The 17,719-nt window shown below is 64.5% G+C and carries 17 protein-coding genes; 7 read left to right on the top strand and 10 right to left on the bottom strand.

Annotated features, from left to right (window positions below; genetic code table 11):
- Window positions 1–5 precede the first annotated feature (5 nt).
- Genes BN1313_RS07960 through glyA form a run of 4 tightly spaced genes read right to left on the bottom strand, consistent with a single transcriptional unit; the run spans window position 6 to window position 3,045 of the window.
- Complete coding sequence (locus BN1313_RS07960; RefSeq protein ID WP_091738784.1) at window positions 6–596, bottom strand: riboflavin synthase; 591 nt, start codon at window positions 594–596, stop codon at window positions 6–8.
- Window positions 597–1,247 (bottom strand): RibD family protein, encoded by a 651-nt coding sequence (locus tag BN1313_RS07955; RefSeq protein WP_091738781.1) that lies wholly within the window; start codon window positions 1,245–1,247, stop codon window positions 597–599.
- Between the two features lie 3 nt (window positions 1,248–1,250).
- Window positions 1,251–1,718, bottom strand: coding sequence for a transcriptional regulator NrdR (gene nrdR / locus BN1313_RS07950; RefSeq protein WP_091738778.1), 468 nt, complete (start codon window positions 1,716–1,718; stop codon window positions 1,251–1,253).
- Window positions 1,719–1,746: 28 nt separating this feature from the next.
- Complete coding sequence (gene glyA / locus BN1313_RS07945; protein WP_091738776.1) at window positions 1,747–3,045, bottom strand: serine hydroxymethyltransferase; 1,299 nt, start codon at window positions 3,043–3,045, stop codon at window positions 1,747–1,749.
- A 160-nt stretch (window positions 3,046–3,205) separates the two neighbouring features.
- Here glyA and BN1313_RS07940 point away from each other — a divergent pair, with 160 nt between their 5' ends.
- Window positions 3,206–3,637, top strand: a complete 432-nt coding sequence (locus BN1313_RS07940; RefSeq protein ID WP_091738773.1) for a Ros/MucR family transcriptional regulator — start codon at window positions 3,206–3,208, stop codon at window positions 3,635–3,637.
- A 3-nt stretch (window positions 3,638–3,640) separates the two neighbouring features.
- On the opposite strand, the gene BN1313_RS07935 is transcribed toward BN1313_RS07940, so the two are convergent.
- Entirely contained in the window at window positions 3,641–4,858 is a 1,218-nt protein-coding gene (locus BN1313_RS07935; RefSeq protein WP_091738770.1) for a polyhydroxyalkanoate depolymerase, read from the bottom strand.
- A gap of 192 nt (window positions 4,859–5,050) precedes the next feature.
- On the opposite strand from BN1313_RS07935, the gene BN1313_RS07930 reads away from it, so the two are divergent.
- Window positions 5,051–5,704, top strand: a complete 654-nt coding sequence (locus BN1313_RS07930) for a glutathione S-transferase family protein (protein ID WP_091738767.1) — start codon at window positions 5,051–5,053, stop codon at window positions 5,702–5,704.
- A 17-nt stretch (window positions 5,705–5,721) separates the two neighbouring features.
- On the opposite strand, the gene hemA is transcribed toward BN1313_RS07930, so the two are convergent.
- The 3 genes from hemA to BN1313_RS07915 all read right to left on the bottom strand — a co-directional run bounded on the left by hemA (window position 5,722) and on the right by BN1313_RS07915 (window position 8,975).
- Window positions 5,722–6,969 (bottom strand): 5-aminolevulinate synthase, encoded by a 1,248-nt coding sequence (gene hemA, locus BN1313_RS07925; RefSeq protein WP_091738764.1) that lies wholly within the window; start codon window positions 6,967–6,969, stop codon window positions 5,722–5,724.
- Between the two features lie 168 nt (window positions 6,970–7,137).
- Window positions 7,138–7,887, bottom strand: coding sequence for a class I SAM-dependent methyltransferase (locus BN1313_RS07920; protein ID WP_245620137.1), 750 nt, complete (start codon window positions 7,885–7,887; stop codon window positions 7,138–7,140).
- Window positions 7,888–7,925: 38 nt separating this feature from the next.
- On the bottom strand, window positions 7,926–8,975 hold the full coding sequence (locus BN1313_RS07915) for an enoyl-CoA hydratase/isomerase family protein (RefSeq protein WP_091738761.1): 1,050 nt from the start codon (window positions 8,973–8,975) through the stop codon (window positions 7,926–7,928).
- Between the two features lie 73 nt (window positions 8,976–9,048).
- On the opposite strand from BN1313_RS07915, the gene hemB reads away from it, so the two are divergent.
- The gene (hemB, locus tag BN1313_RS07910) at window positions 9,049–10,065 is read left to right on the top strand and encodes a porphobilinogen synthase (RefSeq protein WP_091738758.1); all 1,017 of its coding nucleotides are present in this window, start codon (window positions 9,049–9,051) and stop codon (window positions 10,063–10,065) included.
- A gap of 81 nt (window positions 10,066–10,146) precedes the next feature.
- Here hemB and BN1313_RS07905 read toward each other — a convergent pair whose 3' ends face one another.
- Window positions 10,147–11,268, bottom strand: a complete 1,122-nt coding sequence (locus BN1313_RS07905) for an alpha/beta fold hydrolase (protein ID WP_091738755.1) — start codon at window positions 11,266–11,268, stop codon at window positions 10,147–10,149.
- A 99-nt stretch (window positions 11,269–11,367) separates the two neighbouring features.
- Window positions 11,368–12,234, bottom strand: coding sequence for an NAD(P)-dependent oxidoreductase (locus tag BN1313_RS07900; protein ID WP_091738752.1), 867 nt, complete (start codon window positions 12,232–12,234; stop codon window positions 11,368–11,370).
- 152 nt (window positions 12,235–12,386) lie between these two features.
- Here BN1313_RS07900 and BN1313_RS07895 point away from each other — a divergent pair, with 152 nt between their 5' ends.
- The 4 genes from BN1313_RS07895 to BN1313_RS07880 all read left to right on the top strand — a co-directional run bounded on the left by BN1313_RS07895 (window position 12,387) and on the right by BN1313_RS07880 (window position 17,716).
- Window positions 12,387–13,163: an arginyltransferase gene (locus BN1313_RS07895; protein WP_091738749.1), complete on the top strand. Its 777-nt coding sequence runs from the start codon at window positions 12,387–12,389 to the stop codon at window positions 13,161–13,163.
- Window positions 13,164–13,443: 280 nt separating this feature from the next.
- Window positions 13,444–13,923 (top strand): P-loop NTPase family protein, encoded by a 480-nt coding sequence (locus BN1313_RS07890; protein ID WP_245620136.1) that lies wholly within the window; start codon window positions 13,444–13,446, stop codon window positions 13,921–13,923.
- Between the two features lie 48 nt (window positions 13,924–13,971).
- Window positions 13,972–16,197, top strand: coding sequence for an RNA degradosome polyphosphate kinase (locus tag BN1313_RS07885; protein ID WP_091738743.1), 2,226 nt, complete (start codon window positions 13,972–13,974; stop codon window positions 16,195–16,197).
- Complete coding sequence (locus BN1313_RS07880) at window positions 16,178–17,716, top strand: Ppx/GppA phosphatase family protein (RefSeq protein WP_091738740.1); 1,539 nt, start codon at window positions 16,178–16,180, stop codon at window positions 17,714–17,716. The genes BN1313_RS07885 and BN1313_RS07880 overlap by 20 nt, the downstream gene beginning before the upstream one ends.
- The last annotated feature ends 3 nt before the right edge of the window (window positions 17,717–17,719 follow it).

The following is a 17,719-nucleotide window of genomic DNA, read 5'->3' as shown; positions in this document are numbered from 1 at the left end:
TTCGTCTACGCCGTTTCGCGCCACCGGGCGAGATAGCGCGCGAGCATGTCGATCTCCAGATTAACCTGCGCGCCTGGAACGAGCGTTCCGAGCGTGGTCACATCCCAGGTGTGCGGAATCAGGTTCACGCCGAAAACGTCTTCATCGACCTCGTTCACCGTCAGGGATACGCCCTCGACGGTGATGGAGCCCTTCGGCGCGATGTAGCGGTGCAAAGGCTGCGGGGCGCGGATGCGGATGCGGTGCGAGCCGCCTTCGCTCTCCACTGACAGCACCTCGCCGACGCCATCAACATGTCCAGAGACGATGTGTCCGCCCAACTCGTCGCCGACGCGCGCGGCGCGCTCAAGATTTACGCGGCCACCTTCCTCCCAGTTGGAAAGTGTAGTTTTTGAAAGGGTTTCACCAGAAACCTCAACTGCAAACCAGCCCGCGCCCTTTTCGACGATTGTCAGGCAGCAACCGGCATGGCTGACCGACGCCCCGATATCCAGGGTGCTGAGATCGAAGTCCGTTTCGACCTCGAACCGTCGGTCGCGATCTGTTTGACGGATCGCGCGCACACGGCCGACGTCAGTGATGATGCCGGTGAACATTCATCCTGCCTTTTTGTAACGTTCCCAAAGATCTTCGCCCAAGACCTCGACTGAAGTGCGATGAAATATCGGCGAGGAGGCCAGGCTCTTCAACCCCAATGCGCCCACGGCAGGCCGGCCTTCACCGCCGATGACCAAGGGGGCTCGAAACCACTCCAGGGCGTCAACCAGTCCGCAGCGCAAGAAGCTGCCCGCGACCTGCCCGCCGCCTTCGACGAACAGCCAGGCCAGGCCCTCGACCGCCAAGGCGTCAACGACAGCCTGCAACTCCGGGCGGTCCTCGCCAATAGCGCGCACGGTCAGGACACGGACGCCCAGCGCTACGAGCGTGGCGTCAGGCTCGCCGGTAGCGACCACATAGGTTGGAATGTCGCGCGCGGTTCGGGCGAGCCGACTTTCCGGATTGAGGCGTTGTCGGCTGTCCAGGATGACTCGCGCCGGCTGGGGTCCGTTGTGCCCAGCCAGGCGCACGGTGAGCTCAGGATCGTCCGCGAGTGCGGTCTCGATGCCGATGACGACCGCATCGTGGTCGGCTCGGAGGCGATGGACCGCTTCGCGCGCCGCCTCACCGGTGATCCAGCGGCTTTCGCCGGATGCCGTCGCGATCCGCGCGTCGAGTGAAGTCGCCAGCTTCAAAGTGACGTGGCCCACGGCCTAACGTCCTTCGGGCTCGCTCAGGCCTTCCTCGCCCAAGAACCGCGCAAAGTCCTCGGTCTCGCGGAAGTCGCGATAGACCGAGGCGTAACGAACATAGGCCACGTCGTCGAGGGCCTTCAGCTGCTTCATGACCAACTCGCCGACGGTCGACGACGGCAACTCCGTCTCGCCTATGCTTTCCAACTCGCGAGCGATGGTCGAGATCATCCGCTCCACCCTCTCCGGCTCGATCGGCCGCTTGCGCATCGCGATGGAGACCGAGCGGGCGAGCTTGTCACGATCAAAGGGCGTGCGTCGGCCCGAGCGCTTGACGATCGTAAGCTCGCGCAGTTGCACCCGCTCGAAGGTCGTGAACCGGCCGCCGCATTCCGGGCAAGAGCGACGCCGCCGAATAGCCGCGCCGTCTTCCGACGGACGGCTGTCCTTAACCTGGCTTTCGGCGTGGTTGCAGAACGGGCAACGCAAGATCAGGCCCCCAAGGCGACTTTCGTATCTATTTGTAGATAGGAAAGCGCGCCGTCATAGCCAGAACTTCGCCGCGGACCTTTTGTTCGATGGCGGAATTGTCGCCGCCCGCGGCCACACCGTCCAGAACCTCGCCGATCCAGGTTCCGATTTGACGGAATTCAGTGGGCGTAAAGCCGCGTGTCGTCCCTGCGGGCGAGCCGACCCGCAGGCCCGAGGTCTGCACCGGCGGCAGCGGGTCAAATGGAATGCCGTTCTTATTTGTGGTGATGCCAGCCCGCTCCAGCGCAATCTCCGCATCGGCGCCGGTGACCCGTTTGGGCGTCAGGTCCACAAGCATGACGTGGCTGTCGGTGCCGTTGGAGACGATCTTGAAGCCGGCGCTCTGCAGCGAATCGGCCAGCGCGCGGGCGTTCTCGATGACGTTGCGCGCATAGATCTTGAACTCCGGCTTCAGCGCTTCGCCGAAGGCCACGGCCTTGGCGGCGATCACATGCATCAGCGGCCCGCCCTGGAGGCCGGGGAAGATCGCGCTGTTGATCTTGCGCGCCAGCTTGGCGTCATTGGTCATGATCAGGCCGCCGCGGGGGCCGCGCAGGGTCTTGTGCGTCGTCGTCGTCACCACGTGAGCATGCGGGAACGGGCTCGGGTAGACGCCGGCCGCCACCAGGCCCGCATAGTGGGCGATGTCGCACATCAGGATGGCGTCGACCTTGTCGGCGATCTCGCGGAACCGGGCGAAGTCGATCTTGCGCGAATAGGCCGAGCCGCCTGCGATGATCACCTTTGGCTTCTCCGCCAGGGCGACTTCTTCAGCCTGGTCGTAGTCGATCAGGTGGTCCTGCGGCCGCACGCCATAGGCCACGGGTCGGAACCACTTGCCCGACTGGTTGATCGCCATGCCGTGCGTCAGGTGCCCGCCGGCGGCCAGGTTCATGCCCATGAAGGTGTCGCCCGGCGTCATGGTCGCCATGAACACCGCCTGATTCGCCTGGCTGCCGGAGTGCGGCTGGACGTTGGCGAAGTCGCAGCCGAACAGCTCTTTGGCCCGCTCGATCGCCAGGGTCTCGGCGATATCGACGACCTCGCAACCTCCGTAATAGCGTTTGCCCGGATAACCTTCGGCGTACTTATTTGTCAGGACCGAGCCCTGAGCCTCCAGGACTGCGCGCGAGACGATGTTTTCTGAGGCGATCAGCTCAATCTGATCCTGTTGACGCTTGAGTTCACCACCCAAAACCTTGGCCAGCTCCGGATCGGTCTCTGCCACGCTGCGGGCGAAGAAGTCGGCGGTAGCGGCAGGCTTGGTTTGGGCTTCAATGGTCAAAGGAGCGCCTTTCGGAGAATGACAGGGCCAGGAAGCGCGTTCTTTACTCGCAAGCGCGCGCCGATCCAACGACTGGTGTTTCAAAGCGCAGTCGTCGGAACCAATCGCCTTTGCGACGCGTTATCTCCTGAAGCGCAATTGCGTCACCAGGGGGATATCGATGAGCGGCGAAGCCGATCGCAATGAACGCGCGGGGGAATCACTCCTCCGGCTGGGCGCTGACATCGTCGCGGCCTACGTCACCCGCAATCCCATCGGCGCAGAGGCTATCCCAGACTTGATCCGGACGGTTCATAGCGCGCTCGAGACACTCGCCCAGAACGCCGCGCCGGCGCCAGAAGAGCGCCCGAAGCCAGCCGTGCCAATCAGCCGGTCCATTCAGCACGACTTCATCGTCTGCCTCGAGGACGGTAAGCGACTGAAGATGCTCAAGCGGTACCTACGGTCACGTTACGACATGAGCCCTGACGATTACCGCCGCCGCTGGGGACTTCCCGCCGACTATCCGATGGTCGCACCCGCCTATGCCGCGCGCCGTTCCGACTTCGCCAAGCAGATAGGGCTGGGCCGGGGCGTCCGCCGCGGCAAATAGTTATCAGCTCGTCGCCAAGATCATGTTGCGCACCAGCGGATAGACTTGGTTCTGCCACTTGCGACCGGAGAAGACGCCGTAGTGGCCAACGCCCGGTTGCATGTGGTGCCGCTTGCGATTGGCGTAGATTCCGCTGCACAAATCATGGGCCGCCACAGTCTGGCCGACGGCGCAGATGTCGTCACGCTCGCCTTCAACAGTGAATAGCGCGGTCTTGCGGATCGCCGCCGGATTAACCAAGCGATTGCGGACCGTGAGCTCTCCCTTGGCCAACTGATTCTGCTGGAAGATCCTGCCGACAGTCTCCAGATAGAACTCGGCGGTGAGATCCAGAACCGCGAAATACTCATCGTAGAAGACCTTGGCGCTTTCGGCTTCCGCCTCTCGGCTGGCAGCCAGATGGCTGTACATGTCGACATGGCCGCTGACATGACGGTGCAAGTTCATCAGCATGAAGGCGGAAAGCTGGATGAAGCCCGGATAGACCTTGCGTCCGGCTCCGGCGTAGCGGTCGGGCGTTATGGCGATGAGCTCGCGTTCGAACCATTCAAGCGGCCGCGCCGCGGCGAGCTCGTTGACCCTGGTGGGATTGATCCGTGTGTCCACTGGCCCAGCCATCAGGGTCATGGAGGCTGGCGTCGCCGGATGGTCGTCTTCGGCCATCAAGGCCACCGCGGCCAATGCATGGGCGCATGGTTGGCAGACGGCGAGCAGATGGCCGCCCGGACCCATGGCCGCGAGGAAATCGATCACATAGGCGACATAATCGTCGAAGCCGAAGACGCCAGACGACAACGGTACGTCGCGGGCGTTCTTCCAGTCGGTGATGTAGACATCATTGTCGGGCAGCAAGGTCTCAATCGTGCCACGCAGGAGGGTCGCGAAGTGGCCCGACAGGGGCGCCACAACCAACACACGGGGCTGCTCCGGCGCGCCGGCCTTGGCGAAGCGCACGAGGTCGCCGAAGGGTGCGCTCAGCACCACCTCCTCAATGACCGGCCGGTCCTCACCGTCAACGCGAATGGTCGTGAAGCCATAGTCCGGGCGCCGATGCGTCAGGCCCGCCCGGCTCAGCATCTCCCAGCCCGCCCGCACCTGGGCCACGCCAGGGGTCTGACGAAACCAGGGTGGGGTCAAAGCAAGCGACATGCCGGCGACGTCCGCGGCCAGGCGGGCGGCGGCCAGCAAGTCGGCATGGGCCTGGTAGGCGCGATACTGCATCGCAGCAACTCACGGCTAAGCCGCTCGCCGCGGCCAGCGCCATGACCCGCTGAGCCGCATACGGAGATGCGGCGCCCAAAATTGCATCATGCGCGGGAAAGCTCTGACCCCTTTAGACCGAGGCCGCGCCTAACGCGCCGGTTGGCCCTAGCCTCAGGGCTCAATACCAAGGCCAAGGGAACCGCGACAGTCATGGCCACGGCCGCGCTCACCATCTCGAGCCGCAACTATTCTTCCTGGTCCCTGCGGGGCTGGTTGCTGTGCAAGTTCGCTGGGCTCGAGTTCGAGACCGTCGCCGTGCCGCTGGACGACGCCTCGGCGCGCGCTGAACTTCTGTTGCTCTCGCCATCCTTCCTGACGCCGTGCCTGTCGAATGCGGGCGTGCGCGTCTGGGACACACTGGCCATCGCTGAATATCTCAATGAGATACTGCCGGAGGCGGGCCTATGGCCCGCTGATCCCGCGGAACGGGCCTTCTGTCGCGCCATCTGCGGCGAGATGCATTCCGGCTTCGCCAACCTGCGCGCCGCCCTGCCGATGAACCTGAAGGCGCATCACCCGGGCTTCAAGGTCTGGGCCGGCGCCCAATCCGACGTGGATCGGGTCACCGCCATCTGGCGGCAGTGCCTGGAGGCCTCCGCGGGGCCGTTCCTTTTCGGCGAACTCACCGTAGCCGACGCTATGTACGCGCCTGTCTGCACACGCTTCGCGACCTACGACGTGGCCCTTGATGGGGCTTGCGCCGCTTACCGCGACCGCATCCTCGCCTTGCCCTACATGCGCGAATGGACCGAGCTGGCCCTGACCGAACCCGATGAGGTCGAAGAGCTCGACGTAGAGTTCTAGGGAATTTCGAGAGCGCCCTACGCGGCGACGCCGCCGACACGGGCGATGTTGCAATGGGCCCAAAGGGCTTCCAGCGCACGGATTAGGTCATCCATCATCCTGTCATCGTGCGCCGGAGATGGCGTGAAACGCAGGCGCTCCGTGCCCCGCGCGACCGTCGGGTAATTGATCGGCTGGACGTAGATCCCGAAGTCGCTCAGCAAATAGTCCGAGACCATCTTGCAGTGAACCGCGTCGCCCACCAGCAGCGGCACGATGTGGCTGACAGAGGTCTCCATGACCGGCAGACCAGCCGCCTTCATCCGCGCCTTCAAGGTCGCTGCGCGGGCCTGGTGGGCCTGGCGGACCTCGTCATGTTCTTTGAGATATCGGATTGAGGCCGCGGCTCCGGCCGCCAGCGCGGGCGGCAGGGACGTCGTGAAGATGAAGCCGTCGGCATAGCTGCGGATCGCGTCAACGATCACAGCGTCGGCGGCGATATAGCCGCCCATCACGCCGAACGCCTTGCCGAGAGTGCCTTCGATGATATCGATCTCGGACATGACGCCGTCGCGTTCAGCCACGCCGGCGCCACGCGGGCCATACATGCCGACCGCATGGACCTCATCGATGTAGGTCATGGCGCCGTACTTCTTGGCGAGGTCGACGGTCGCACGAAGGTCAGCGATATCACCGTCCATCGAATAGACGCTTTCGAACGCCACCAGCTTCGGCGCCTGGGCCGGCGCGCCGGCCAGCAGCTCCTCGAGGTGGGCCAGGTCGTTGTGACGGAAAACACGGCGCTGTTCGCGGCCGGCGGCGCGGATGCCCGAGATCATCGAATTGTGGTTCTGGGCGTCGGAGAAGATGATCAGCCCGGGTAGGATCTTGTAGAGCGTCGACAGTGACGCCTCGTTCGACACATAGCCCGAGGTGAACAACAAGGCGGCTTCCTTGCCGTGCAAGTCGGCGAGCTCGTTCTCCAACTCGACATGGTAGTGGGTAGTGCCGGAGATGTTGCGCGTGCCACCCGAGCCCGATCCGGCCTCGTCGATCGCCGTCTTCATCGCGTCAAGCACGACGGGGTTTTGCCCCTGACCCAGATAGTCGTTCGAGCACCAGACGACCACGTCCGCCGTCGTGCCGTCTTCGCGCGTCCAGGTGGCGTGCGGAAAGGCGCCGCGGTGGCGCTTCAGATCGGCAAACACCCGATAGCGGCCTTCGCCGCGCACAGCTTCCAGCGCATTGCAGAATGCGTCCCGGTAGCCCGCCTTTGCGTAATCCATCGACCTATCACCGAGCGCGCGCATCGACCCACTCGCACGCGCGCCCGGCCCCACTCAATTCGCGGGCTTTTCGCACCCCGTGGAAGGGATGTCCATAAGCCCGCCGGCTCCTACGCGACTACGCCCCTGGAGCGTTGCAATTGAACACAAAACTTGTCCGGTTGCGCCTTAGCCCGGCTTACGGAATTTGAGCACGAATTGGTCGGTGTGACCGCGAAGCGCCGGGTCGAAAACGGACTTGGCGTAGTCATCTGCGGGATTGCGCAGAACGTCGCTTTCAGCCACGAAAATGAAACCCGCCGCTTCGACTTCCTTGCGTACGACTGCGGGGTCGATTCGATGGACAGTGTTGGCTGCATCGACCGCCGTGCCCGCCGGCGCCGCATGGTCCACGATCACGTAGCGTCCGCCCGGCTTCAGCGCATCGAAGACCGCCTTATTCACCTTGGCGACGTCGAGGTTCAGGCGGGTCAGATGCAGGTCGTGATAATTCTGCGAGGTCCAGACGAGATCAGCCTTCTGCGGCGGCGCCATGGTCTGGAAATCGGCCACAAGCACGGATACGTTGGCGTAGCCCGGCGCGGCGGCGATCGCGCGGACCCCGGCGGGCTTTTCCGGCGTGTCCTGCTGCGCTGTCACGACGGCGAATACCTTGCCCGTGGGCGATACCGCCTTGGACAGCAGGCGGGTGAAGTAACCCCCGCCAGGCAGCAACTCGACGACAACTTCGCCGGGATGGACATTGGCGAAGGCCAGCATTTCAGCAGGCTTGCGGGCGGCGTCGCGGGCCTTGTCGGCGTCAGGCCGGCTACCTTCGGCGACAACAGCGGCGTAGGCTGCAGGTTCGTGGGCGACAGTGGGGCCCGCGCAGAGCAGCGAGACCACCCCGGCGGCCAGCATCAACTTGGTCTTTATCATGGTCGTTCCTCCCAGAACGGGCGATTTCGCCTGAAAGATCACGGTAGTGCCGTCCACTCTTCGGAGGAAGGCAGGTTCGCGAAAATCGACGCGACCTCGTGGTCGCTCACCAAGGCCAAGTCGGCGGGGCGCCACGCCGGGCGATTGTCCTTGTCGACGATGACCGCACGCACGCCTTCTGCAAAGTCGTGGCGGCTCGCGAGCCGCAGGGCGCAGCGATAGTCGGTCGCCATCACCTCAGCGAAACTAGCCTGGCCCTCGCCGATCCGCATCCGGCGCAGTGTGACCTTCAAGCTGAACGGCGACCGTCCGGCGATCGCCTCGGCCTGAGCCCGCCCCCATTTTTGCGCCGGCAAGGCAGCGAGGATGGCTTCGATGGTGGGCTGATCGAAGGCGCGGTCAATATCGCGCTCCACTGGCCTGATTGGCGCGGCGCCCGCGTCCTCGGCGCGACGGCCCAGGATGACGCCGGGACTCTCCGGGCCAGCGATGATCGCCGCCTTCAGGGCGTCGAGTGCGGTGGCCGGCATGTAGTGCGTCGCGATCCCGAGGTGCAGACAATCAGCGGCGCCCAGCCGGGCGGACGTCAGCGCCAGCCAGTAGCCGGTCCGCCCCGGCAACCTCGGCAGGAACCACCCGGCGCCCACGTCTGGGAAGAAGCCAATGGCGGTTTCCGGCATGGCGAATAAGCAAGCCTCTGTCGCCACCCGGAAGCGGCTGGGCATGGCGAGCCCCGCCCCGCCGCCCATGGTCACTCCGTCCATGAAAGTCACCACCGGCTTGGGGTAGGTGAAGATCAGGTGGTTCAGCCGATATTCGTGCAGGAAAAAGGCGCGAACCGCATCGCGGCCGCCGCTACGCAGGGCCAAGGCGCGGATATCGCCGCCGGCGCAAAAGCCCCGCTCGCCCATGTGATCGATCATGACCACCTGGATCGCCGGGTCGTCACGCCAGGCGAGCAGCGCTCGGGTGATGGCCAGCGTCATCGCGAGGGTCAGGGCGTTCAGCGCGCGTGGACGATTCAGGCGGATCCGGCCCGCGCGCCCCTCCACCGTGGCGATGACTTCGGGTTCAGACGACGGACTCATGACGCAACGCTTCGCCGCCCGACGCGCCGCGGTCAACCTTGACGCCTGATCAAGGTAGGTTCAATCGGCGGCAATGACACGCGCGCCCCTCGCCCCCTTCCCCGCCCTTCGCATGCGCCGCCTGCGGCAGGCCGACTGGATCCGCCGGCTAGTGCGCGAAACGACGCTGACGCCGGCCGACCTGATCTGGTCGGTCGTGGTCCACGACGGCGAGGGCAAGGTCCCGGTCGCCTCGATGCCGGGTATGTCGCGGCTGTCGATCCCCGACCTTGCCGCGGCGGCCCGTGAGGCGCGCGCTCTGGGTATCCCTGCCCTGGCGGTCTTCCCGTTCATTGACGGCGTGCACAAGGACGCTTTAGGCGCCCACGCCGCCGATCCTGAGAATCTGGTCGCGCGCGCCGTGGCGGCCATCAAGGACGCCGCCCCGGAAGTAGGCGTAATCTGCGACGTGGCGCTGGATCCGTTTACCGATCACGGTCACGACGGGGTCATCGAGAACGGTCGCATTCTCAACGAGGCCACGGTCGAGCGCTTGGTCGCGCAGGCGCTGATGCAAGCCCGCGCGGGCGCCGATGTCCTTGCGCCGTCCGACATGATGGATGGCCGCGTCGGCGCGCTGCGCCAGGCCCTCGAGGCCGAGGGGCACACCGACGTGATGATCATGTCCTACGCGGCGAAATACGCCTCCGGCTTCTATGGCCCTTACCGCGACGCCATCGGTTCGGGAAAGCTGGGCACAGGCTCGGTGGAAAATCCCGCAGACAAAAAGACCTACCAGATGGACCCGGCCAACACGAATGAGGCCTTGCGCGAAGTCGCCCTAGACATCGCCGAGGGAGCCGACATGGTCATGGTCAAGCCAGGTATGCCCTATTTGGATATTGTTCAGCGCGTCAGTGAGGCTTTCGCCGTGCCGACTTTCGCGTTCCAGGTTTCGGGCGAGTACGCGATGCTGATGGCTGCCGCCCAGAATGGCTGGCTGGATGAAGAGCGGGTGATCCTGGAGAGCCTTTCGGCCTTCAAGCGCGCCGGGGCTGCTGGCGTGCTCACCTATTTCGCCCCGCGAGCCGCCCGGATGCTCGGCGCCTGAAACGGAAAAGGGCTCCCTCTCGGGAGCCCTCGCCAAACCATGGGCGTCCAGGTGAACCGGGATGCCCTGATCTGAAGTCCCTTATTCCGCCGGTTCCGGCGTCTTCACCGACGAACCCAGCGCAGCGCGCAGGGTCGGGGTGTCGACGTAGGCTTCACGGATCACCGACGGGAAACCGCCCGCGGGTTCTTCGACGAGCTTCGGGTTGATCGGACGGCGACGCGAAACACCCGCCCACTTCGCCGATTCCCAGCTGACCTTGCCCTCGCGGAAGAATTCCAGGAACACTTGGTTGTGCATGTCGGGCTGATCGGTCTGGCCTTGGTGACCGCATTCGTCCGGATAGAAGAACTGGATGTTCGGAGCCACGTCTTCCTGGTTGAAGCCGTTTTCGACGACCGACAGCACGTCCTGCAGGCCGTAGAGATAGATCATCGGCATCGTCAGCTTATCGAGGCGGCCTTTCGTCGAGAAGACCTGCAGCTGGTCGGGCGTTTGCTTGGAACCGGGACCCCAGCGTTCCACGCCAGCCGCTTCACGGGCGCGACGTTGTTCCAGCGCGTCGTTGACACGCATGGTGATCAGCTCCGGCCAGATCGCCTTGGCTTCATAAATGATGCCGTCCATGAGGTTCTTCATGGATTCATTGGTGCCGTCGAAAGGCGGGTTCACGTAGGCCGGATTCGGGGTGAACTTGCCTTCCGAAGGCATCAGGCGGGGCTTTTCATTGATGTCGCCGAGACCGCCGGCGATGAAGGCCACGCTCAGCACCCGCTCGGGGTGGCTGACGACGAAGTTCGCCGAAACCATGCAGCCCGCCGAGTTCCCCGAAAGGTGGAACTTGTCGAGGCAAAGCGCGTCGGCGAATTCCTTGACGAAATCAACCTGAGCCTTCGGGCTCGCGTCGAGGTACTCGACCTTGCTCGTGTCGGCCTTGCCGAACCCCGGACGGTCCGGCGCGTAAACGCGGAAGCCGTTCTCACCCAGGAAGGTCATCATGAAGCGGAAGCCGGCGGTGCCCGACGAACCTTCGATGCCGCCATGCAGCAGGATCACGGCCGGGCCGCTTTCGCCGCTGGTGACGTAGTGGGCGCGCGCGCCGCTCGCGAGGCGAACGTAGCGGCTGTAGATGCCCGGAATGTGAATAATGCCTTCTTCAGTCAGACCGCGGCTGCGCGTGTCTTTCTCGAGTTCAAGTCCCATAATCTCTCTCCCAAATCCCGAACCGCCGCTGCTCTGTCGGCTTCGGTCCGCCTCACAATATATCCCGCGAGCCGTTTGGCAATTGCTTAGGAAAGCGAATTACGCATCTGACGGCTTTTCCAGCCTTGCAACCAAGCTTGAAGTGTCCCACCGCCCCCCGCCCATACCCCGAACGTCTACGTAGAAGTCTCTGATAAGACTGGTCATTTCGAGATTCGATCCATTGCGAGCGGCCTCGTCGAGGACCAGCCCAAGGTCCTTCAACATCCAGTCAACCGCGAAGCCGAAGTTGAACTGGCCTTGGGCCATCGTCCCCCAGCGATTCTCCATCTGCCAAGACTGCGCGGCGCCCTTAGAGATCGCTTCCAGAACAGCCTCGGGGTCCAGTCCGGATCTTCTGACAAAGTGCAAGGATTCAGATAGTCCTTGAACAATACCGGCTATGCAGATCTGATTGGCCATCTTGGTGAGTTGGCCCGATCCAGACCCGCCCATCAACTTCACTGACTTGGCGTAGGCCCCGATCACCGAGACAACCCGAACGAACGCTTCATTGGGGCCGCCGCACATGATGGAAAGTTGGCCGCTTTCAGCGCCAGCCTGTCCGCCGGAGACCGGCGCGTCGATGAAAAACCGCCCCGTCGCCGCAGCCCGTTCGGCCATCTCCCGCGCCACCGACGCTGAGGTCGTCGTGTGATCCACGATCACGGCGCCGGGCGCCAAGGCTTCGAGGGTGGCCTCGACCACAGCGCGTACATCGTCGTCATCGCCTACGCAGAGCGCCAACAGTTCGACGTCCGCCGCCGCCTCGGCCAGCGTGGAGCACGCCCGTCCGCCAAATAATTCCGACCACCGTCGCGCCTTTTCCGGACTGCGATTAAAGACCCCGACCTCGTGGCCCGCCCGCGTCAGATGCCCCGCCATCGGGAAGCCCATCACGCCCAATCCCACGAACGCCGTCTTCATGCCTCGATCTCCATCATCCCTGCCCTACGCCACGCGCCGTGACGCGCGCAGACAGCGGACGCCAACAACTTCTTGCGCGCCGCTCCGGCTTGCCTGCTAATCTTGCCGGGACAAAGGTCTTTTCGGCCGAGGTTCAAGGGCGACTGGGATTCGTGACGCAGCATTTTCCTACGCGGCAGCTTCGGTTCTTCCTCACGGCGCCGACGCCGTGCCCCTACTTGCCCGATCGGTTTGAGCGAAAGGTTTTCGCCCATCTGCCGCTCTCGGACGGGGCGAGCGTCAACGACTCGCTGACCGAAGTCGGCTTCCGCCGTTCGCAGAACATCGCCTATCGGCCCGCGTGCGAGTCCTGCCAAGCTTGTCTTTCGGCCCGCATTCCCGTGGCGGACTATGTTTTTTCACGCTCGGAGCGCAAGGCGTTGAACCGCAACGCCGACCTTGAGCGCCATTTGGTTGAGGCCGAGGCGACCCACGAACAGTTCGACTTGCTGCGCCGCTATCTGACCACGCGTCACGCCGAGGGCGGCATGGCCGAGATGACCTGGCCTGACTATGTGGCCATGGTCGAGGATACGGCTGTCCGAACGCATCTGATCGAGTATCGCCGAAGGTCCGCTGACGGAGGGCCAGGCGACCTGGTCGGCTGCGCCCTGGTCGATCTGATGAAGGATGGCCTGTCGCTGGTCTACAGCTTCTATGATCCAACCCTGGCGCGGCGAAGCCTGGGGTCGTTCATGATCCTGGACCATATCAACCAGGCCAGGGTGACGAGCGTGGCCTATGTCTATCTCGGCTATTGGGTGCGCGGCTCCGAGAAGATGGATTACAAAATACGCTTCTCGCCCATCGAACTGCTCAAGCCAGGCGGCTGGACCCTATTGGCCGCTCGCGACATCCGGCCTGAGCCCAAGGCCGTCGAAGCTCTCTGATCTGCCGAAATCTGTGAAAGGCGGGGAGTGTTCGGGCCCCGCCGATGTCCTCAGCGGCTGATCTTGCTACCTTGGCGGCGTGCCGCGCCAGCTCCGCCTTCCCCTCACCGCCTCCGCGCCCGCCACGCGGGACGGCTTTCTGATCGGGCCTTCCAACGCTCGGGCGGTCGCCCTGCTCGACGCCTGGCCGCGTTGGCCTGGCGGAGGCCTGGCGCTCATCGGTCCGGCCGGGGTTGGAAAGACTTATCTCGCCGCCGTGTGGGCGGCGGGCGCCGGCGCGTTGACGGTCGATCTCGCCGCGCCGGACCTTGATCGTGCAGCGGCCCATCCCGGACCGGTGCTGCTTGAAGATGCGGATCAGGGCTTCCCGGACGAAGCGCTCTTTCATTTAATCAATCTTGCAGCCCGCCCCGAGCGCGGCCTGCTGGTCACCGCGCGCACAGTCCCCGCCAGTTGGCCCAGCGCTTTGCCCGACCTGCGTTCGCGGCTGAACGGCATGCCGGTCGCGGAGATCGCAGAGCCGGACGATGAGGTGCTGCGCGGCGTACTCGAAATATTCTTCCGTGAACGGAGTATTCGCCCGTCTGATGACCTTTATCCCTACCTGCTCCGCAGGATGAGCCGGTCGATTCCCGAGGCGCGTGAAATCGTGCGCAGGCTCGATGAAGGAGTCGATCAGGAAACACGTCCCGTCTCTCGGGCCCTTGCGCGGCAAATTCTTGAGGATCAGAATCAATTCCTTGATCATTCCGAGGAATAGATCGCTGAGCGAAAGGCGGATTAGTCGCCTGGCAGCCATGGAGCCGGTATGAACACCCTGGTCACGGTCAATGCGCAGGAGACGACTCCGCCCTCGCAGCCGGCTGGCGGGAGCCACGCGTGCGCAATCAGCGCCAGCGAGCTTGCAAGTTCACCGCGCCGCTTCTTCAACCGCGAACTTTCCTGGCTGGCGTTCAATCGCCGAGTCCTGGGCGAAGCGCACAATCCGCGCCATCCCCTGTTGGAACAGCTGCGGTTCCTGGCCATCTCAGCGGCGAACCTGGACGAATTCTACATGGTTCGCGTCGCCGGCTTGAAGGCCCAGGTTCGAGAAGGCGTGCGCGTGCTCAGCCAGGACGGCCTGACGCCGGCCGAACAGCTGACGCGGGTGAACGCCGAGGCCGCGGACCTGATGGCCGACCAGCAGGCGCGCTGGCGCGCCCTCTGCAGCGAACTTGCAGGTGAACGACTGCATGTCGTGGCCGCGCAGGACGTGTCCGCCACGGAGAAGGCCACGCTGGAGGAAACCTTCCTCAGCCAGATCTTTCCTGTGCTCACCCCCCTCGCTATCGATCCGGCGCACCCCTTCCCCTTTATCCCAAACCTCGCGTTCTCCCTGGTGATGAAGCTGCGCCGTCACGCCGACCGACGCACGCTCTACGCCTTGGTGCCGATTCCGGCCCAGGTCGCACGGTTCTGGGAGTTGCAGACTGGGCCCGAACGTACGCAACGCCAGCGGCGGTTTATTTCACTGGAAGGGCTGCTGCAGCTCTTCCTCGATCGCCTATTTCCCAATTGCGACATCAAGGACGTCGGCGTCTTCCGGCTGATCCGTGACAGCGACGTTGAAGTCGAGGAAGAAGCTGAAGACCTAGTCCGCGAATTTGAGGCCGCCCTCAAGCAGCGCCGCATGGGCTCGGTCGTGCGAGTCGAGATCGAAACAGCCATGACCACGGAGTTGCGGGCCTTCATCACTGAAAGCCTGCACGCCCAGCCCGAAGATATCATCCTGATCGAAGGCCTGCTGGGGCTGGACGAGCTTAGCCAGCTGATCCCCGCCGATCGCGCCGATCTGAAGTTCCCGCCTTTCGAACCGCGCTTCCCCGAGCGGATCCGTGATCATGCGGGCGACTGCTTCGCCGCCATCCGTGAGAAGGACATCCTTGTGCACCACCCGTTCGAGAGCTTCGACGTGGTGGTGCAGTTCCTGCGGCAGGCCGCGCGCGATCCCAATGTCGTGGCGATCAAGCAGACGCTTTACCGCACCTCCAAGGACAGCCCGATCATCGCTGCGCTCATTGAAGCAGCGGACAACGGCAAGAACGTCACCGCGCTCGTCGAGATAAAGGCTCGCTTCGACGAGGAAGCCAATCTGAAGTGGGCCCGCGATCTGGAGCGGGCCGGTGTTCACGTCGTCTTCGGCTTCGTGGAGTACAAGACCCACGCCAAGCTATCGATGGTCGTGCGCCGCGAGGGCGACGCTCTGCGCACCTACTGTCACTTCGGCACGGGCAACTATCATCCGGTCACGGCGCGCATCTACACCGACCTGTCGCTGTTCACCTCCGACCCGGCGATGGGCCGCGATAGCGCCAGGCTCTTCAACTACATCACCGGCTACGCCCAACCGGAGACGTTGGAGAAGCTCTCCTTCTCGCCGATCACCATGAAACGCGACCTGCTGCGGATGATCGCGGCGGAGGCCGATTGTGCTCGCGCCGGCAGGCCGTCCGGTATTTGGGCCAAGATGAATTCCCTGGTTGATCCAGAGATCATCGACGGCCTCTACCGGGCTAGCCAAGCTGGCGTACCGATCGAGCTGGTCATCCGCGGCATCTGCTGCCTGCGGCCAGGCGTGCCAGGTCTTTCCGAGTCCATTCGTGTCAAAAGCATCGTCGGCCGCTACCTCGAACATGGCCGGATCGTCGCCTTCGCAAACGGTGCGCCGCTACCCTCGTCGGAGGCGCGGGCCTACATCTCATCGGCCGACTGGATGCCGCGCAATCTCGACCGGCGTGTCGAGTCCCTCGCGCCAGTGGAAAACCCGACAGTGCACCAGCAGGTGCTGCAACAAATCATGGTCGCAAATCTTCGCGACGAGGCTCAAAGCTGGACCCTGGATAGCGAAGGCCGCTATGTCCGCGATCCGGCCTGGGACCATCCGGACGCCTTTTCGGCGCACGGCTACTTCATGACCAATCCAAGCCTGTCCGGCCGGGGACAGCGCGTGAAGGACATGCCGCGCGCGATCGATGATGTGGCTCCGAGGGGATAACGCCAAACACGACCGAACGGCGGTTCGCCATGCGGCGGTCATCGACGTCGGCTCCAACTCTGTCCGGCTGGTGATCTACCGGCTGGAAGGCCGCGCGATCTGGACAGTCTACAACGAGAAGGCGCTCGCCGGCCTCGGCCGCGACCTGCTGCAGACAGGGCGACTGTCCGCCGGCGGGGTTGAAACCGCCATGGCCGCGCTCCGGCGCTTTCGCGTGGTGGTCGAGGGCTGGGACGACCTGGCCGTCACGGTCGCGGGCACGGCGGCGGTGCGGGAGGCCGCTGACGGCGCGCTCTTCGTGCGACGTGTCAAACAAGAGACCGGGTTCGTGATCCGCGTGCTGACGGGCGCGGAAGAAGCCCGCTACGCCGCGCTTGGCGTGATCTCCGGCGAACCGAACAGCCGCGGCGTCGTTGGCGACCTGGGCGGCTCCAGCCTGGAGCTCATCCGCCTGGAGACGGCGACGGCTGACGCCGTCAATACGCCCGACAGCGTAACCTTGCCGCTCGGCCCCTTCGCTCTGGGCGCGCCGCGCACGCTAGAAATTGATCCCATTCGCCGCCGTATCGAGGCAGCGCTGGCCCCGACGGCGGGCCGCTTCGCCGCCGCGGATTTCCACGCCGTCGGCGGCGGCTGGCGCAACCTGGCCTTGCTGCACATGCAGATGGCTGGCTACCCCCTCCGCGTCGCGCACCAGTACGAGATGGTCCGGGCTGATGCCCTGGAGGTCGCCAGGTTCGTTCAACGGCAATCGAAGTCGTCGCTGGAGGGCATCGAGGGGCTATCGAAAAAGCGGTTCGAAACCCTGTCCTACTCGGCGCTCGTCCTCGATGTTCTGATTGAGCGAATGGGCTACCAGCGGGTCGTTATCTCGGCGTTCGGCCTGCGCGAAGGCCAGTTATTCGAGGCGATGGCCCCAGAGATTCGCGCCCTGGACCCGCTGATCGCCGGGGCTGAGGCCCTGAGCCCCAATGGACCGCAACAGACGCTCGGGCCCGCCCTGGAGGCCTGGCTGAAGCCGTTGTTCGGTCGCTTGCCTCCCCTGCTGGTCGATCCGGTCTTGGGTGAACGCGATGGTCGCCTGCTTGCCGCAGCTGCGCGCTTGGCCGACATGGGATCGCGCCTTCACCCCGACCATCGCGGCGAGATCGCCTTCGAACAGATGATCCGTGCGCCCCTCGCCGGCATGACCCATCCTGAACGCGCCTTCCTGGCGCTCGCGCTCTTCGCGCGGCACACGAGCCAGGCCGCCGTCCCCGAACCCGAGGCGATCGCCCGCCTCCTGACGCCGGCGATGCAGCAGCGTGCCCGCGCGCTCGGGGCGGCGTTGCGGCTGGGCTGCGACCTTTCAGGCCGAAATCCGGCCGTGCTTGCGAAGTCGCGCCTTGTGATCGATGGCCAGCATCTGCGGCTCATCGCTGTCGGGGGTCATGGAGACATGCTGCTCGGCGAGCAAACCGCGAAGCGCGCCCAGGCGTTGGCCCAGGCGCTGCGACTGAAGCTGTCGCTGGGCGACTAGCCG

It is taken from the genome of Phenylobacterium immobile (ATCC 35973) (genome assembly GCF_001375595.1).
Classification (GTDB): Bacteria; Pseudomonadota; Alphaproteobacteria; order Caulobacterales; family Caulobacteraceae; genus Phenylobacterium; species Phenylobacterium immobile.
The sequence above is the reverse complement of the archived record's forward strand: the minus strand, read 5'-3'. Positions and strand labels throughout refer to the sequence as shown.

Bases quoted from the DNA above. Each gene is read 5' to 3' on its own strand.
- BN1313_RS07885 (WP_091738743.1), top strand. From the start codon at position 13,972: ATGAACACCCTGGTCACGGTCAATGCGCAGGAGACGACTCCGCCCTCG.
- BN1313_RS07960 (WP_091738784.1), bottom strand. From the start codon at position 596: ATGTTCACCGGCATCATCACTGACGTCGGCCGTGTGCGCGCGATCCGT.
- BN1313_RS07905 (WP_091738755.1), bottom strand. From the start codon at position 11,268: ATGGGACTTGAACTCGAGAAAGACACGCGCAGCCGCGGTCTGACTGAA.
- BN1313_RS07930 (WP_091738767.1), top strand. From the start codon at position 5,051: ATGGCCACGGCCGCGCTCACCATCTCGAGCCGCAACTATTCTTCCTGG.
- BN1313_RS07900 (WP_091738752.1), bottom strand. From the start codon at position 12,234: ATGAAGACGGCGTTCGTGGGATTGGGCGTGATGGGCTTCCCGATGGCG.
- hemB (WP_091738758.1), top strand. From the start codon at position 9,049: ATGACACGCGCGCCCCTCGCCCCCTTCCCCGCCCTTCGCATGCGCCGC.
- BN1313_RS07935 (WP_091738770.1), bottom strand. From the start codon at position 4,858: ATGCAGTATCGCGCCTACCAGGCCCATGCCGACTTGCTGGCCGCCGCC.
- BN1313_RS07880 (WP_091738740.1), top strand. From the start codon at position 16,178: ATGTGGCTCCGAGGGGATAACGCCAAACACGACCGAACGGCGGTTCGC.
- hemA (WP_091738764.1), bottom strand. From the start codon at position 6,969: ATGGATTACGCAAAGGCGGGCTACCGGGACGCATTCTGCAATGCGCTG.
- BN1313_RS07920 (WP_245620137.1), bottom strand. From the start codon at position 7,887: ATGATAAAGACCAAGTTGATGCTGGCCGCCGGGGTGGTCTCGCTGCTC.
- BN1313_RS07915 (WP_091738761.1), bottom strand. From the start codon at position 8,975: ATGAGTCCGTCGTCTGAACCCGAAGTCATCGCCACGGTGGAGGGGCGC.
- BN1313_RS07940 (WP_091738773.1), top strand. From the start codon at position 3,206: ATGAGCGGCGAAGCCGATCGCAATGAACGCGCGGGGGAATCACTCCTC.